Origin of the sequence: Streptococcus sp. HMSC070B10 (assembly GCF_001808665.1) — a bacterium.
Lineage (GTDB): Bacteria > Bacillota > Bacilli > Lactobacillales > Streptococcaceae > Streptococcus.
This window is the reverse complement of sequence record NZ_KV794214.1, coordinates 280,143-295,106: the sequence shown is the minus strand read 5'-3', so window position 1 is coordinate 295,106 and position 14,964 is coordinate 280,143. Positions and strand designations below refer to the sequence as shown.

The following is a 14,964-nucleotide window of genomic DNA, read 5'->3' as shown; positions in this document are numbered from 1 at the left end:
AAATAATGGTTAAGCTTATTGCCCATGTACTTGTTCATAGTGGTGATGATTATTTGCTCATTCAGCGTTCGGAAATTAAAAGAGGACAACCCAATGTTTATCCAACTTACTGGGATATTCCTGGTGGCGGGGTTGAAAAGGGTGAACTTCCGCGAGATGGAGCTCTTAGAGAATGTATTGAAGAAGCGGGAGTTAGGCTAGATAGCAGTTCACTCAAACTTCTTCACGAAGATAGTCAACTGGATACCTCTAAGGATACTGTCTTTACTCGCTTAGTTTATAAAGTAGAGTGGGTTGGGGAGAAGCCAATTATCAGATTAGATCCTGAAGAGCATACGCACTTTAAATGGGTTACTATGGCTCAAGCTCTAGAGGAGGAGAAGTTAGTTCCTTATTTACGAGAAATTTTTGAAAGGTTAAGAAATGACTTATAATTTTACTGAAGAATACGATATTATTGTAATTGGTGCGGGACACGCTGGGGTCGAGGCTTCCTTGGCCGCTAGCCGTATGGGGTGTAAGGTCTTGCTTGCGACCATCAACATTGAAATGCTGGCCTTCATGCCTTGTAACCCCTCTATCGGTGGTTCTGCCAAAGGGATTGTTGTACGTGAAGTTGATGCCCTCGGTGGCGAGATAGCCAAAACCATTGACAAGACATACATCCAAATGAAGATGCTTAACACAGGGAAGGGGCCAGCTGTCCGTGCCCTTCGTGCGCAGGCTGACAAGGAGCTTTACTCTAAGGAAATGCGCAAGACAGTTGAAAATCAAGAGAATCTGACCCTTCGTCAAACCATGATTGATGAGATCTTGGTCGAAGATGGAAAGGTTGTCGGTGTACGCACAGCGACCCATCAAGAATATGCTGCCAAGGCTGTTATTGTGACGACAGGGACTGCTCTCCGTGGGGAAATCATCATCGGAGATCTCAAGTACTCATCAGGACCAAACCACAGCCTAGCTTCGATTAACCTAGCTGACAATCTCAAGGAATTGGGACTCGAAATTGGTCGTTTCAAGACGGGAACCCCTCCACGTGTCAAGGCTTCTTCTATCAACTACGATGTGACAGAGATTCAGCCAGGAGACGAAGCGCCTAATCACTTCTCTTATACTTCACGTGATGAGGATTATGTCAAGGATCAGGTGCCATGCTGGTTGACCTATACCAATGGTACCAGTCATGAGATTATCCAAAACAACCTCCACCGTGCGCCTATGTTTACAGGTGTGGTCAAGGGAGTGGGGCCTCGTTACTGTCCGTCGATTGAGGACAAGATTGTACGCTTTGCAGATAAGGAGCGCCACCAACTCTTCCTTGAGCCAGAAGGGCGCAATACAGAGGAAGTCTATGTTCAAGGACTTTCAACCAGTCTGCCTGAGGATGTGCAACGTGAACTTGTTCATTCTATCAAAGGTTTGGAAAATGCAGAGATGATGCGAACAGGTTATGCCATTGAGTATGATATGGTCTTGCCTCATCAGTTGCGTGCGACACTGGAAACCAAGAAAATCTCAGGACTTTTCACTGCTGGTCAGACAAATGGAACGTCAGGTTACGAAGAAGCTGCTGGGCAAGGGATTATCGCGGGTATCAATGCGGCTCTGAAAATCCAAGGCAAGCCTGAGTTGATTTTGAAGCGTAGTGATGGTTATATCGGGGTGATGATTGATGACTTGGTGACCAAGGGAACCATTGAACCCTACCGTCTATTGACAAGTCGTGCTGAGTACCGTCTCATCCTCCGTCATGACAACGCTGATATGCGTCTGACAGAGATGGGACGCGAGATTGGACTTGTGGATGATGAACGTTGGGCTCGATTTGAGATTAAGAAAAATCAATTTGACAATGAGATGAAGCGTCTCGACAGTATCAAACTCAAGCCAGTCAAGGAAACCAATGCCAAGGTTGAGGCAATGGGCTTCAAGCCGTTGACCGATGCAGTGACAGCCAAGGAATTCCTTCGCCGTCCAGAAGTTTCTTATCAAGATGTGGTGGCTTTTATCGGACCAGCAGCAGAGGACTTGGATGACAAGATTATCGAATTGATTGAAACAGAAATCAAATACGAGGGTTACATCTCAAAAGCTATGGATCAGGTTGCCAAGATGAAACGCATGGAAGAAAAACGCATTCCAGCCAATATTGATTGGGATGACATTGATTCTATCGCGACCGAAGCCCGTCAGAAGTTCAAACTCATCAATCCAGAAACCATCGGCCAAGCTAGCCGTATCTCTGGTGTTAACCCAGCAGATATCTCCATTCTTATGGTGTATCTTGAAGGTAAAAATCGTAGTATTTCTAAAAATCAAGAAAAGAAAGCATAGAAAAAACAGCTCCGAAGACGGGGCTGTTTTGTTGACTTGTACTCAATGAAAATCAAAGAGCAAACTAGGAAGCTAGCCGCAGGGTTGCTCAAAACACTGTTTTGAGGTGTGGATAGAACTGACGAAGTCAGTAACATATATACGGTAAGGCGACGCTGACGTGGTTTGAATTTGATTTTCGAAGAGTATTATTCTTCATCTGGTGTGAGGATCATTGGGATAATAATCGGTTCACGTTCTGTATTTTCATAGAGGAAGGGGCGAATAGCGTTGACAATGGCGCCATTGACAGATTGCACGCTAGCATCCTTGTTTTTCAGTGCGATACGAATTGCATTGAAGAGGATGCGCTGGCTTTGGCGAATCAAGTCACCAGATTCTCTCATGTAGACAAAGCCTCGGCTGAGGATATCTGGACCAGACAGAATCATCTGCGACTTGAAGTCAACGGTTGCGACTGCCAGAACGACACCGTCTTCAGATAGATCACGACGATCCTTGAGGACAGCAGCACCGATTTCACCGATACGATTTCCATCTACATAGATATCTTGGGCGTTGAAATGGCCTGCAATACGAGCTGAGTCAGCAGTAAGGGCAAGCACATCACCATTGCTCATGATAAAGATATTGTCCTTCTCAACACCAGTATCTACCGCTAGTCCAGCGTGGACTTTTTGCATGCGGTATTCACCGTGGACAGGCATGAAGTATTTTGGCTTAATCAAGCGGAGCATGAGTTTTTGCTCTTGCTGACCACCGTGTCCAGATGTATGGATATTGTTAACCTTACCGTGGATAACTTCGACACCAGCTTCAGAAATGATGTTAATCAGCTTGTTGACGCTAGTAGTGTTTCCAGGGATCGGACTAGAAGAGAAGATAACCGTATCGCCTGGTTGGAGTTGTACCTGACGGTGGGTTCCATTGGCGATACGAGAGAGGGCCGCCATCGGTTCACCCTGACTACCTGTACAGAGGATCAAAACCTCGCCTGCAGGGTAATCTTTGATTTCATTTGGCTCGATAAAGGTTCCCTTAGGAGCTTTGATGTAGCCAAGGTCGATTCCGTTGACAATGGCCTTTTCCATAGAGCGACCAAAGACCGCAATCTTACGTCCAGTCTTAACAGCAGCTTCTGTTGCTTGCTGGAGACGGAAGATATTTGAGGCAAAGGATGCAAAGATGATACGTCCTTCGATGCCTTGGATAATCTTCATGATGGACTGGCCAACGACTTTTTCAGAGTTGGTAAAGGTTGGAACTTCTGCATTTGTCGAGTCAGAAAGTAAGCAGAGAACGCCTTCTTCACCAAGAGCAGCCATACGGTGCAAGTCTGCAGGTTCTCCAACTGGAGTAAAGTCGAACTTGAAGTCACCCGTACAGACGATTTTTCCTTGAGGAGTATGAATGACAATCCCCAAAGGCTCTGGAATAGAGTGAGTAGTTCTAAAGAAAGTTGCCTTGAGATTTTTAAAGGTCAACTCAGTGTTGTGGTTGATTTCGTAAAGTTTGGCGTTGCGCAGGAGGCCGTGTTCTTCGAGTTTTCCACGGATTAAAGCCAGGGCAAGCGGTCCAGCATAGATCGGGACATTTGCTTGCTTGAGCAGGAATGGAATCCCACCGATGTGGTCCTCGTGTCCGTGTGTGATTAAGACAGCCTTGACGCGGTCGATATTGTCCACGATGTAAGAGTAGTCAGGAATGACATAGTCGATACCCAGCAAGTCATCTTCTGGGAATTTAATCCCAGCATCGACGATGATAATCTCATCTTGGTATTCAATCCCGTATGTGTTTTTCCCGATTTCTCCCAGACCACCGATGGCAAAAACGCCGACTTCTTCAGGTTTAAGAGTGTAGGCCATATTAGAACTCCGTAATTTCGAAGGCGCCAGTTTCTTTTTCGTAATCTAGCAATTTATCAGACAAGAGTTCGATATACTCGATATTGTACTCTGGGCGATTTTCTTCGACAAGTTGGCGAGCAGCGATACGGCCCTCAAGTTCTGAGCTGGCATCGATGTCTAGGTAAAGTGCGCGTGTTGTTTCACGGCGTGGGCTACGTTCTTTTGTTTCTTGATAAAAAACTTTGTAAATCATATAGTTCCTTTCTATTTACAGGTCAGCTTATTCCAAACTTTTAGCAGAGATTTGCTTGATTTCATTCCATTTTGTGTCTAAATTGACCTTGATTCGTTACAATTATTTCAATTATACCACAAAATGAAAAATTAGTAAAAGACGGAAACGAGAAAGTCGGGAGGGGAAGAGGGAGCAAAAGATAGATAGGATTCGTTCGGAGAGCGCTTAGGTGTTATAATTAAAGGGGAAATCTAAAGAGATAGTAGATTTAAGGGAGAATATAGTTCTAGTTTCATTAATCGTTGGTGTAGATGGTTGGGACAGAATGATATCTTTGAAAAAAGAAAAAGCTCTTGAGAAATCTCAAGAGCAAATAAAAAGGCTGAGACAAAATTAAGGGATCTTTCTGAGCAAGCTCAAGGGGCAGCACCATTACCTGAAGTGATTGAATCACAACCTTTGAAAGACTTGTCACCAAGTCGGACCAAATCTCAACCTTTACTTAATTCTATCATCTATGAGGTTAAGAAGTCAATCTATAAGTATAACGATGTAGAAATAGCAAGATGGAGTGGAGTGCTTACTAAAAGGCAAAGACAAGCACTTAATTTAAGAGTAAGCAAAAAGAGAGGACCAATGGTAGTCAGGGGTCTTTACAGCTCAAAGCTGAAGGCAGTCCCACACCCGTACCAGAAGTTGGTACCTTTGAACGCTCTGTTACCAGTCGCTCTACGTTATCCTCTCAATATTTATATTTTACTATAACTTACTGAGGGAATCAACTTTAAAAGCATCAAAAAGCTCCTGACCGAAGTCAAGAGCTGTCGAACACTGGGGGCGAATTGTTCAATCGCAATTCCAGTTCTTTAGAAACCAAAGTTTCAGGGATAGCACCGCAACCCGAAGAGTCAACGACTCAACCTGATTTTCCTACCAGTGTTGAATTACATTTTAACATTGATAGACCAACATAGTCAACAGTTTATATAAAAATAGGAATACCAAAAGTAGGATTAAGAATGTTTAGTTTGTTTGAATTTGCGATAGGGTTGGCCTCTTGGTGTTTATAGTCTTTGTAGCCTGTGTCTAAGAGGGAATGCTCTGTTTGTATATCTGGGACACCGCAAAAAAAATTCCTTTAGAAGCTTGCTTTTGTGATGCTCTACTCGCTTTTTCTCCTCCTCGTAACCTATGTCGTTTGGTTTGTATTTTACTTTGGATTAAATGCTTAGATGCCCTGCTCATGCTGGGGCATTTTTGTTTGGGGATAAAGAAAATTCCCATGTGCCAGCTTTTGTAGTATAATAGTAAGCAGACAAAAAGATAGGAATGTGTTATGAAAGTATTAGCTTTTGATACGTCCAGCAAGGCTCTTTCTCTCGCTATTTTAGAGGACAAGCAGGTTCTTGCCGAGACGACGATTAATATCAAGAAAAATCACAGTATTACCCTCATGCCAGCCATTGATTTTTTGATGGCAAGTTTGGATTGGACGCCCAAGGATTTGGACCGAATCGTGGTGGCGGAAGGGCCAGGTAGCTACACAGGTTTGCGAATTGCGGTAGCAACTGCTAAGACACTTGCTCATACTCTGAACATTGAGTTGGTTGGTATGTCTAGCCTCTTGGCTTTGGTGCCCTACCAACAAGAAGGTTTGTTCGTTCCTTTGATGGATGCGCGTCGCAACAATGTTTATGCAGGATTTTATGAAAATGCTAAGTCTGTCATGCCAGAAGCGCACTTACCCTTTGAGCGAGTGATTGAGTTAATCAAGGGGGCTAGTCAGGTTACCTTTGTCGGAGAAGTTGCCCCCTTTGTGGAGCAGATTCAAGAACACTTGCCAAGGACTAATTACAAAGAAACCCTGCCAAATGCAGCTAATCTTGCTCTTTTGGCTTGGGACAAGGAAGCAGACTCCTTGCATGATTTTGTGCCGAACTACCTCAAACGTGTTGAGGCTGAGGAAAACTGGCTCAAGAATCACACCGAGTCTGGCGAGTCTTACATTAAACGCCTATGATAGAAATCAAACGAATCCAACAACAGCCTGACTTGGCTCAAGCCATCTACGCTGTCATGGTAACTGTTTACCCAGTCAGTCCTTGGACTCTGGAACAAATCCAAGCAGACCTGTCCCAAGACCAGACTTGGTATGCTCTGGCTTATGATGGGGCAGAAGTGATTGGCTTTCTAGCTGTGCAGGAAAATATCTTTGAGGCAGAAGTCCTGCAAATCGCTGTTAAAGGAGCCTATCAGGGTCAGGGGATTGCCTCGACCTTGTTTGCTCAATTGCCGACATACAAGGAGATTTTTCTCGAAGTTAGAAAGTCAAATCAAAGAGCGCAAGCATTTTACAAGAAAGAAAAGATGGCAGTCATCGCTGAGCGAAAGGCCTACTACCATGACCCAGTCGAGGACGCCATCATCATGAAGAGAGAAATAGATGAAGGATAGATATATTTTAGCATTTGAGACATCCTGTGATGAGACCAGTGTCGCTGTCTTAAAAAACGACGACCAGCTCTTGTCCAATGTCATTGCTAGTCAAATCGAGAGCCACAAACGTTTTGGGGGCGTAGTGCCAGAAGTAGCTAGTCGTCACCATGTCGAGGTCATTACAGCCTGTATCGAGGAGGCTCTAGCAGAAGCAGGAATTACCGAAGAGGACGTAACAGCTGTGGCGGTTACCTATGGACCGGGCTTGGTCGGAGCCTTACTAGTTGGTTTGTCAGCTGCCAAGGCTTTTGCTTGGGCACATGGGCTTCCGCTGATTCCCGTTAACCACATGGCTGGCCACCTCATGGCCGCTCAGAGTGTGGAGCCTTTGGAGTTTCCCTTGCTAGCCCTCTTGGTTAGCGGTGGGCACACAGAGTTGGTTTATGTTTCGGAGGCTGGTGACTACAAGATTGTTGGGGAAACGCGAGATGACGCGGTTGGTGAGGCCTATGATAAGGTTGGCCGTGTCATGGGTTTGACCTATCCTGCTGGTCGTGAGATTGACGAGCTAGCTCATCAGGGACAGGATATTTATGATTTCCCTCGTGCCATGATTAAGGAAGATAATCTGGAGTTTTCATTCTCAGGTTTGAAATCGGCCTTTATCAATCTGCATCATAATGCCGAGCAAAAGGGAGAAAGTTTGTCTACAGAGGACTTGTGTGCTTCCTTCCAAGCAGCAGTTATGGACATTCTTATGGCAAAAACCAAGAAGGCTTTGGAGAAATACCCTGTTAAAACCTTAGTCGTGGCAGGTGGTGTGGCAGCCAATAAAGGTCTCAGAGAACGCCTAGCAGCCGAAATCACAGATGTCAAGGTCATTATCCCCCCACTTCGCCTCTGCGGAGACAATGCAGGCATGATTGCCTATGCCAGCGTCAGCGAGTGGAATAAAGAAAACTTCGCAGGCTTGGATCTCAATGCCAAGCCAAGCCTCGCTTTTGATACGATGGAATAAAATGGAGTCTGTCTGATTACAATCAGCAGACTTTTTTCTCTTTCCTGAATGTGTTATAATAGTCCATGCTGTGGCTGGAGCCTTTTCAGCCTACTTATACTCTTCGAAAATCTCTTCAAACTACGTCAGCTTCGCCTTGCGGTACTCAAGTACAACCTGCGGCTAGTTTCCTAGTTTGCTCTTTGATTTTCATTGAGTATTATTAAGACAATATGAGGAGAAATATGAAAGAAAAAGGATTTTGGGAGGGGGCGCAGGCAGCTATGCCAACAGCCCTTGGTTATGTCAGTATTGGCCTTGCCTGTGGGATTATCGGTGCGCCCTATGTGACACCTGTTGAGATGGGCTTGATGAGCCTCTTTGTTTATGCTGGGAGTGCCCAGTTTGCTATGTTGGCCTTGATTGCGGTTCAAGCGCCTGTAGCAGCTATTGCTATGACGGTCTTTTTGATTAATTTGCGTCTCTTTTTGTTGAGTTTGCATGCGTCGACCTATTTTCGTCATACTAGTCTCTGGCAAAATATCGGTATGTCTAGCCTTTTGACAGATGAAACCTATGGCGTTTTGATGGGCGAATTGGCCCATACAGACAAGGTCAATCCTATGTGGATGCACGGAAACAATCTCAATAGCTATGTGGCTTGGTTTGTGGGGACAGTAGTCGGAACGGCTCTGGGTGGCCTACTGCCAAATCCAGAAATCTTTGGTTTAGATTTTGCCCTGGTTGGGATGTTTATTGGTATTTTTTCTTCGCAATTCCAGATTATGCAAAGACGGATTCCTGTCCGCAATCTGCTCATTATCCTAGCAGTTGTTGCGGTGTCTTTCTTTTTACTCTTGACAGTGGTGTCTCAGTCGCTAGCTGTTCTGTTTGCGACGCTACTTGGTTGTACAATGGGGGTGGTGTTAGATGGTCAGTAAGTATCTTTTATTAGCAGTTATTTTCTCTGGCTTAGTGACTTGGATTCCCCGTATGATTCCCTTCATCTTGGTCAAGTATAAGGGCTTGCCTGCGATCGTTGAGCGTTTTTTGAAGTTCTTGCCTGTTTCTATTATCTTTGCCTTGATTCTTTCAAGCGTAGTGACAGGTAAGATTGGCAGCCTTCCTCAAATCAAATGGCTGGACTTCTTAGCAGTCTTTCCAACAGCTTGGGTAGCCTTTCGCTACCGCAATCTTGTCGGAACAGTTCTCTTTGGAGTGGTCTTAATTGCAGTCTTGCGTTTGGTCTTTTAATACTCTTCGAAAATCAAATTCAAACCACGTCAGCGTCGCCTTACCGTACTCAAGTACAACCTGCGGCTAGCTTCCTAGTTTGCTCTTTGATTTTCATTGAGTATAAATCAGCCATAAAGAAAACCTATCACAGAGATAGATATCATATAATGGCGTAAATTCTCTTTTTCTGTTAAAATTATAAGGTATTCTATTTTGGAGGAAATGATATGAAAAAAATCGTTAAATACTCATCTCTTGCTGCCCTAGGGCTTGTTGCTGCAGGTGTTCTAGCAGCTTGCTCAGGTGGTGCTAAGAAAGAAGGAGAAGCAACTAGCAAGAAAGAAATTATCGTTGCAACTAATGCTACACCAAAACCATTCAACTATGAAGAAAATGGCGAATTGACTGGTTACGAAATTGAAGTGGTTCGCGCTATCTTTAAAGACTCTGACAAGTATGATGTCAAGTTTGAGAAGACAGAGTGGTCAGGAGTCTTTGCAGGACTTGATGCCGACCGTTACAATATGGCTGTTAGCAACATCAGCTACACTAAAGAACGTGCTGAAAAATACCTTTATGCAGCTCCAACTGCTAAAAACCCTAACGTTCTTGTAGTGAAAAAAGATGACCCTAGCATCAAATCGCTTGATGATATCGGTGGAAAATCAACAGAAGTTGTTCAAGGGACAACTTCTGCTAAACAGCTAGAAGACTACAACAAACAACATTCAGATAATCCAACTGTCCTAAAGTATACTAAAGCAGACTTCCAACAAATCATGGGACGCTTGAGCGATGGCCAGTTTGACTACAAGATTTTTGATAAAATCGGTGTTGAAACAGTCATCAAGGACCAAGGTTTGGACAACTTGAAAGTGATCGAACTTCCAAGCGACCAACAACCTTATGTTTACCCACTTCTTGCTAAAGGTCAAGATGAGTTGAAAACATTTGTAGACAAACGTATCCAAGAACTCTACAAAGACGGAACTCTTGAAAAATTGTCTAAACAATTCTTCGGAGACACTTATCTACCAGCAGAAGCTGATATTAAATAATTTCTTGAAATCATCCATTCTGAATAAGATGGGTGATTTCTCAGTTTTTAGGGATATAGTTTTAAACTATATATCTGGCTATCTAATAACAATTTGTGAAATCAAACAAATTGTGAGATACTAGTACGGTATTATTTTTAAGGAGAAAGAATCATGAAAATCAAAAAATGGCTTGGTGTAGCAGCCCTTGCTACAGTCGCAGGTTTGACTCTTGCAGCTTGCGGAAACTCAGAAAAGAAAGCAGACAATGCAACAACTATCAAAATCGCAACTGTTAACCGTAGCGGTTCTGAAGAAGCTCGTTGGGATAAAGTTCAAGAATTAGTTAAAAAAGACGGTATTACTTTGGAATTTACAGAGTTCACAGACTACTCACAACCAAACAAGGCAACTGCTGATGGCGAAGTAGACTTGAACGCTTTCCAACACTATAACTTCTTGAACAACTGGAACAAAGAAAACGGAAAAGACCTTGTAGCGATTGCTGATACTTACATCTCTCCAATTCGCCTTTACTCAGGTTTGAATGGAAGTGACAACAAGTACACTAAAGTAGAAGACATCCCAGCAAACGGAGAAATCGCTGTACCAAACGATGCTACAAACGAAAGCCGTGCGCTTTACTTGCTTCAATCAGCTGGCTTGATTAAATTGGACGTTTCAGGAACTGCTCTTGCAACAGTTGCTAACATCAAAGAAAATCCAAAGAACTTGAAAATTACTGAATTGGATGCTAGCCAAACAGCTCGTTCATTGTCATCAGTTGACGCTGCCGTTGTAAACAATACCTTCGTTACAGAAGCAAAATTGGACTACAAGAAAGCACTTTTCAAAGAACAAGCTGATGAAAATTCAAAACAATGGTACAACATCATCGTTGCGAAAAAAGATTGGGAAACATCACCAAAAGCTGATGCTATCAAGAAAGTTGTTGCAGCTTACCACACAGATGACGTGAAAAAAGTTATCGAAGAAACATCAGACGGTTTGGATCAACCAGTTTGGTAATAAGAAACAGGGAGGTGGGAGAGAAAATTCCACCTCTTGCTTTTGTATAGAGCATGGATTGTAAAGAAGACTATAGGTTCATAGAAAGGTAGAGAGAATATGGTTTTTCCTAGCGAACAAGAACAGATTGAAAAATTTGAAAAGGATCATGTAGCCCAGCATTATTTTGAGGTTTTGCGTACCTTGATTTCTAAGAAGTCGGTCTTTGCCCAACAGGTGGGTCTCAAAGAAGTTGCCAACTATCTGGGTGAAATTTTCAAGCGTGTTGGAGCTGAAGTGGAGATTGATGAGACTTATACGGCGCCCTTTGTCATGGCGCATTTCAAGAGTTCGCGTCCAGATGCCAAGACCCTAATTTTCTATAACCACTATGACACTGTGCCAGCGGACGGGGATCAGGTGTGGACAGAGGATCCCTTTACGCTTTCGGTGCGCAATGGCTTCATGTATGGGCGTGGGGTTGACGATGACAAGGGTCATATCACAGCTCGTTTGAGTGCTTTGAGAAAATACATGCAACACCATGATGACCTGCCTGTCAATATCAGTTTTATCATGGAGGGAGCGGAGGAATCCGCTTCGACAGACCTAGATAAGTATCTAGAAAAGCATGCGGATAAACTCCGTGGTGCAGATTTGTTGGTCTGGGAACAAGGAACCAAAAATGCTTTGGAACAGCTGGAAATTTCTGGTGGAAATAAAGGAATTGTGACCTTTGATGCCAAGGTAAAAAGTGCGGATGTGGATATCCACTCTAGTTATGGTGGGGTTGTGGAGTCAGCTCCCTGGTACCTCCTTCAAGCCCTACAGTCTCTTCGTGCAGCAGATGGTCGTATCTTGGTTGAAGGTTTGTACGAAGAAGTTCAAGAACCAAATGAACGAGAATTGGCCTTGGTGGATACCTATGCTCAACGCAATCCAGGGGAAATCAGCCAGATTTATGGTTTGGAATTGCCTCTTTTACAAGAGGACCGCGCAGCCTTTCTAAAACGATTCTTTTTTGAGCCAGCCCTTAATATCGAAGGGATTCAGTCAGGCTACCAAGGACTAGGAGTTAAAACGATTTTGCCAGCAGAAGCTAGTGCTAAGTTAGAAGTTCGTTTGGTTCCTGGTCTAGAACCGCATGATGTTCTGGAAAAAATTCGGAAACAGCTAGACAAAAATGGCTTTGATAAGGTAGAATTATACTATACCTTGGGAGAGATGAGCTATCGAAGCGATATGAGCGCGCCAGCCATTCTCAATGTAATCGAGTTGGCTAAGAAATTCTATCCACAGGGCGTTTCAGTCTTGCCGACTACAGCTGGGACAGGGCCTATGCATACAGTCTTTGATGCCCTAGAGGTGCCAATGGTGGCCTTCGGTTTAGGAAATGCCAATAGTCGAGACCACGGTGGAGATGAGAACGTGCGAATCGCCGATTATTACACCCATATTGAATTAGTAGAGGAGCTGATTAGAAGCTATGAGTAGAGATATTATCAAGTTAGATCAGATCGATGTGACTTTTCATCAGAAGAAGAGAACCATCACAGCGGTCAAGGATGTGACTATTCACATCCAAGAAGGGGATATCTACGGAATCGTTGGATATTCTGGAGCAGGGAAATCAACCCTTGTACGGGTGATTAATCTCTTGCAAAAACCATCTGCAGGGAAAATCACCATTGACGATGATGTGATTTTTGATGGCAAGGTGACTTTGACGGCAGAACAGTTGCGTCGTAAACGTCAAGATATTGGGATGATTTTCCAGCATTTTAACCTGATGAGCCAAAAGACAGCAGAGGAGAATGTAGTCTTTGCCCTCAAACATTCTGGACTCAGCAAGGAAGAAAAGAAGGCTAAAGTAGCCAAGTTGTTGGACTTGGTTGGCTTGGCAGACCGTGCTGAAAACTACCCTTCACAACTATCTGGAGGGCAAAAACAGCGTGTAGCCATTGCGCGTGCCTTGGCAAATGATCCAAAAATCTTGATTTCAGATGAGTCAACTTCTGCCCTTGATCCTAAGACAACCAAGCAGATTTTGGCCTTGTTGCAAGATTTGAACCAAAAATTAGGCTTGACTGTTGTCTTGATTACGCATGAAATGCAGATTGTCAAAGACATTGCCAATCGTGTGGCAGTCATGCAGGATGGGCATTTGATTGAAGAGGGCAGCGTCCTTGAAATCTTCTCAGATCCTAAACAGCCTTTGACTCAAGACTTTATCTCAACAGCCACAGGCATTGATGAAGCTATGGTCAAAATTGAGAAGCAAGAAATCGTGGAACATCTGTCAGAAAACAGTCTCTTGGTGCAGCTCAAGTATGCGGGTGCTTCAACAGACGAGCCACTTTTGAATGAATTGTACAAGCATTACCAAGTAACAGCTAATATCCTCTATGGAAATATCGAAATCCTCGATGGTACTCCTGTTGGAGAATTGGTGGTGGTCTTGTCAGGTGAAAAAGCAGCGTTGGCAGGTGCCCAAGAAGCCATTCGTCAAGCAGGCGTACAGCTAAAAGTATTGAAGGGAGGACAGTAAGATGGAATCATTGATTCAAACCTATTTGCCAAATGTCTATAAGATGGGCTGGGCTGGTCAGGCAGGCTGGGGAACAGCCATCTACCTAACCCTCTATATGACAGTTCTTTCCTTCATCATCGGAGGTTTCTTGGGTCTAGTGGCGGGTCTTTTCCTTGTCTTGACAGCGCCGGGTGGTGTCTTGGAAAATAAGGTCGTCTTCTGGATTTTAGACAAGATTACCTCTATTTTCCGTGCGGTGCCATTTATCATTCTCTTGGCAGTCTTGTCACCCTTCTCACACCTAATCGTAGGGACAAGTATCGGGCCAAATGCGGCTATTGTACCCCTATCTTTTGCGGTCTTTGCCTTCTTTGCCCGTCAGGTGCAGGTTGTCTTGGCTGAGCTGGATGGCGGTGTCATTGAGGCGGCTCAAGCGAGCGGGGCGACATTCTGGGATATCGTAGGTGTTTATCTATCAGAAGGTCTTCCAGATTTGATTCGTGTGACGACTGTGACCTTGATTTCACTTGTTGGTGAAACAGCCATGGCCGGTGCGGTTGGAGCTGGTGGTATCGGTAACGTAGCCATCGCTTATGGATTTAACCGCTACAATCATGATGTGACCATCTTGGCAACCATCATTATCATTTTGATTATCTTTGCAATCCAATTCTTGGGAGATTTCTTGACCAAGAAATTGAGTCATAAATAAAAAGAGCTGGGCAATTTATACATCATTCATAGGAGTTTGAGGTACAGTCAAGACTTAAAGTTCTCTATACTAGCTACTATCAGTCGTTACTTTTACGAGTTAGAGAGTTAAGAATTGTGGGGAGTCGATATGCAAAATCTGGGAGAAGTTTTTAAAGAATTGAGAAAGAGTCGGAATGTATCCCTACAGGAGGCGACAGGAGGAGAGTTTACTTATTCCATGCTGAGCAAATTTGAGCGTGGAGAAGCAGATTTATCCTCTATGAAATTGATTACTGCCGTAGATAACATCCACTCTGATTTGAATGAATTTATGTACTTGGTACGTGGTTTTTCTCAGAAAAAGGTCCTGGCTTTTCAAGAAAATCTCTGGGATCTATATGACAGAGAAGGGATTGATTCTCTCCAATCCTTGTATGAAGAGACGACTAAAAAGTACAGATCAAGTGCTAAAAAAAGCTATCTCTTACAAATGATTCGTATCAAAAGCCTTCTCGTGTTTTTTGATTCAGAAATAAGGGCAACGGATGAAGAACTGACTTTTCTCTATGACTATTTTTTTACTATTGATATCTGGGGAAATTATG

The 14,964-nt window shown here is 43.7% G+C and carries 14 protein-coding genes and 2 pseudogenes; 14 read left to right on the top strand and 2 right to left on the bottom strand.

The genetic code is table 11. The features are described from left to right. Positions 1-2 precede the first annotated feature (2 nt). The gene (locus HMPREF2613_RS09040) at positions 3-434 is read left to right on the top strand and encodes an NUDIX hydrolase (RefSeq protein WP_070480082.1); all 432 of its coding nucleotides are present in this window, start codon (positions 3-5) and stop codon (positions 432-434) included. Further along, positions 424-2,337 carry a tRNA uridine-5-carboxymethylaminomethyl(34) synthesis enzyme MnmG gene (mnmG, locus tag HMPREF2613_RS09035; RefSeq protein ID WP_070480081.1) on the top strand — a complete coding sequence of 638 codons (1,914 nt, stop codon included), beginning with the start codon at positions 424-426 and terminating at the stop codon, positions 2,335-2,337. Before HMPREF2613_RS09040 ends, mnmG begins: the two co-directional genes overlap by 11 nt. A gap of 188 nt (positions 2,338-2,525) precedes the next feature. Here the strand turns inward: mnmG and rnjA are convergent, their stop codons facing one another. Next, a complete protein-coding gene (gene rnjA, locus HMPREF2613_RS09025; RefSeq protein ID WP_000331983.1) occupies positions 2,526-4,205 on the bottom strand; it encodes a ribonuclease J1 in 1,680 nt (559 codons plus the stop codon). 1 nt (position 4,206) lies between these two features. Then, a complete protein-coding gene (locus tag HMPREF2613_RS09020; protein ID WP_000639572.1) occupies positions 4,207-4,440 on the bottom strand; it encodes a DNA-dependent RNA polymerase subunit epsilon in 234 nt (77 codons plus the stop codon). A gap of 1,001 nt (positions 4,441-5,441) precedes the next feature. On the opposite strand from HMPREF2613_RS09020, the pseudogene HMPREF2613_RS11895 reads away from it, so the two are divergent. From HMPREF2613_RS11895 to HMPREF2613_RS11840, 12 genes and pseudogenes are all read left to right on the top strand, one after another. Continuing rightward, positions 5,442-5,654 (top strand): annotated as a pseudogene (locus HMPREF2613_RS11895) (hypothetical protein). 104 nt (positions 5,655-5,758) lie between these two features. Further along, positions 5,759-6,442 (top strand): tRNA (adenosine(37)-N6)-threonylcarbamoyltransferase complex dimerization subunit type 1 TsaB, encoded by a 684-nt coding sequence (tsaB, locus tag HMPREF2613_RS09015; protein WP_000865703.1) that lies wholly within the window; start codon positions 5,759-5,761, stop codon positions 6,440-6,442. Further along, positions 6,439-6,876 carry a ribosomal protein S18-alanine N-acetyltransferase gene (rimI, locus tag HMPREF2613_RS09010; RefSeq protein ID WP_070480080.1) on the top strand — a complete coding sequence of 146 codons (438 nt, stop codon included), beginning with the start codon at positions 6,439-6,441 and terminating at the stop codon, positions 6,874-6,876. The genes tsaB and rimI overlap by 4 nt, the downstream gene beginning before the upstream one ends. Next, positions 6,866-7,876, top strand: coding sequence for a tRNA (adenosine(37)-N6)-threonylcarbamoyltransferase complex transferase subunit TsaD (gene tsaD, locus HMPREF2613_RS09005; RefSeq protein WP_070480079.1), 1,011 nt, complete (start codon positions 6,866-6,868; stop codon positions 7,874-7,876). The genes rimI and tsaD overlap by 11 nt, the downstream gene beginning before the upstream one ends. A 224-nt stretch (positions 7,877-8,100) precedes the next feature. After that, positions 8,101-8,796 carry an AzlC family ABC transporter permease gene (locus HMPREF2613_RS09000; RefSeq protein WP_083279258.1) on the top strand — a complete coding sequence of 232 codons (696 nt, stop codon included), beginning with the start codon at positions 8,101-8,103 and terminating at the stop codon, positions 8,794-8,796. Further along, positions 8,786-9,109: an AzlD domain-containing protein gene (locus tag HMPREF2613_RS08995; protein WP_070480078.1), complete on the top strand. Its 324-nt coding sequence runs from the start codon at positions 8,786-8,788 to the stop codon at positions 9,107-9,109. Before HMPREF2613_RS09000 ends, HMPREF2613_RS08995 begins: the two co-directional genes overlap by 11 nt. A 209-nt stretch (positions 9,110-9,318) precedes the next feature. After that, positions 9,319-10,149 (top strand): amino acid ABC transporter substrate-binding protein, encoded by an 831-nt coding sequence (locus tag HMPREF2613_RS08990; protein ID WP_070480077.1) that lies wholly within the window; start codon positions 9,319-9,321, stop codon positions 10,147-10,149. Between the two features lie 153 nt (positions 10,150-10,302). Then, positions 10,303-11,157 carry a MetQ/NlpA family ABC transporter substrate-binding protein gene (locus tag HMPREF2613_RS08985; RefSeq protein WP_070480076.1) on the top strand — a complete coding sequence of 285 codons (855 nt, stop codon included), beginning with the start codon at positions 10,303-10,305 and terminating at the stop codon, positions 11,155-11,157. A 99-nt stretch (positions 11,158-11,256) separates the two neighbouring features. Then, positions 11,257-12,630, top strand: coding sequence for a M20 family metallopeptidase (locus tag HMPREF2613_RS08980; protein WP_070480075.1), 1,374 nt, complete (start codon positions 11,257-11,259; stop codon positions 12,628-12,630). Further along, positions 12,623-13,684, top strand: coding sequence for a methionine ABC transporter ATP-binding protein (locus tag HMPREF2613_RS08975; protein ID WP_070480074.1), 1,062 nt, complete (start codon positions 12,623-12,625; stop codon positions 13,682-13,684). The genes HMPREF2613_RS08980 and HMPREF2613_RS08975 overlap by 8 nt, the downstream gene beginning before the upstream one ends. Position 13,685: 1 nt before the next feature. Beyond that, on the top strand, positions 13,686-14,378 hold the full coding sequence (locus HMPREF2613_RS08970; RefSeq protein ID WP_000444647.1) for a methionine ABC transporter permease: 693 nt from the start codon (positions 13,686-13,688) through the stop codon (positions 14,376-14,378). A gap of 129 nt (positions 14,379-14,507) precedes the next feature. After that, a pseudogene (locus tag HMPREF2613_RS11840) lies at positions 14,508-14,964 on the top strand (Rgg/GadR/MutR family transcriptional regulator); the annotation flags it as partial.

What these genes read in the sequence shown, in the direction of transcription:
- mnmG (WP_070480081.1), top strand. Translation starts at nt 424, where the DNA reads ATGACTTATAATTTTACTGAAGAATACGATATTATTGTAATTGGTGCG.
- rnjA (WP_000331983.1), bottom strand. Translation starts at nt 4,205, where the DNA reads ATGGCCTACACTCTTAAACCTGAAGAAGTCGGCGTTTTTGCCATCGGT.
- HMPREF2613_RS09020 (WP_000639572.1), bottom strand. Translation starts at nt 4,440, where the DNA reads ATGATTTACAAAGTTTTTTATCAAGAAACAAAAGAACGTAGCCCACGC.
- tsaB (WP_000865703.1), top strand. Translation starts at nt 5,759, where the DNA reads ATGAAAGTATTAGCTTTTGATACGTCCAGCAAGGCTCTTTCTCTCGCT.
- rimI (WP_070480080.1), top strand. Translation starts at nt 6,439, where the DNA reads ATGATAGAAATCAAACGAATCCAACAACAGCCTGACTTGGCTCAAGCC.
- tsaD (WP_070480079.1), top strand. Translation starts at nt 6,866, where the DNA reads ATGAAGGATAGATATATTTTAGCATTTGAGACATCCTGTGATGAGACC.
- HMPREF2613_RS09000 (WP_083279258.1), top strand. Translation starts at nt 8,101, where the DNA reads ATGAAAGAAAAAGGATTTTGGGAGGGGGCGCAGGCAGCTATGCCAACA.
- HMPREF2613_RS08995 (WP_070480078.1), top strand. Translation starts at nt 8,786, where the DNA reads ATGGTCAGTAAGTATCTTTTATTAGCAGTTATTTTCTCTGGCTTAGTG.
- HMPREF2613_RS08990 (WP_070480077.1), top strand. Translation starts at nt 9,319, where the DNA reads ATGAAAAAAATCGTTAAATACTCATCTCTTGCTGCCCTAGGGCTTGTT.
- HMPREF2613_RS08985 (WP_070480076.1), top strand. Translation starts at nt 10,303, where the DNA reads ATGAAAATCAAAAAATGGCTTGGTGTAGCAGCCCTTGCTACAGTCGCA.
- HMPREF2613_RS08980 (WP_070480075.1), top strand. Translation starts at nt 11,257, where the DNA reads ATGGTTTTTCCTAGCGAACAAGAACAGATTGAAAAATTTGAAAAGGAT.
- HMPREF2613_RS08975 (WP_070480074.1), top strand. Translation starts at nt 12,623, where the DNA reads ATGAGTAGAGATATTATCAAGTTAGATCAGATCGATGTGACTTTTCAT.
- HMPREF2613_RS08970 (WP_000444647.1), top strand. Translation starts at nt 13,686, where the DNA reads ATGGAATCATTGATTCAAACCTATTTGCCAAATGTCTATAAGATGGGC.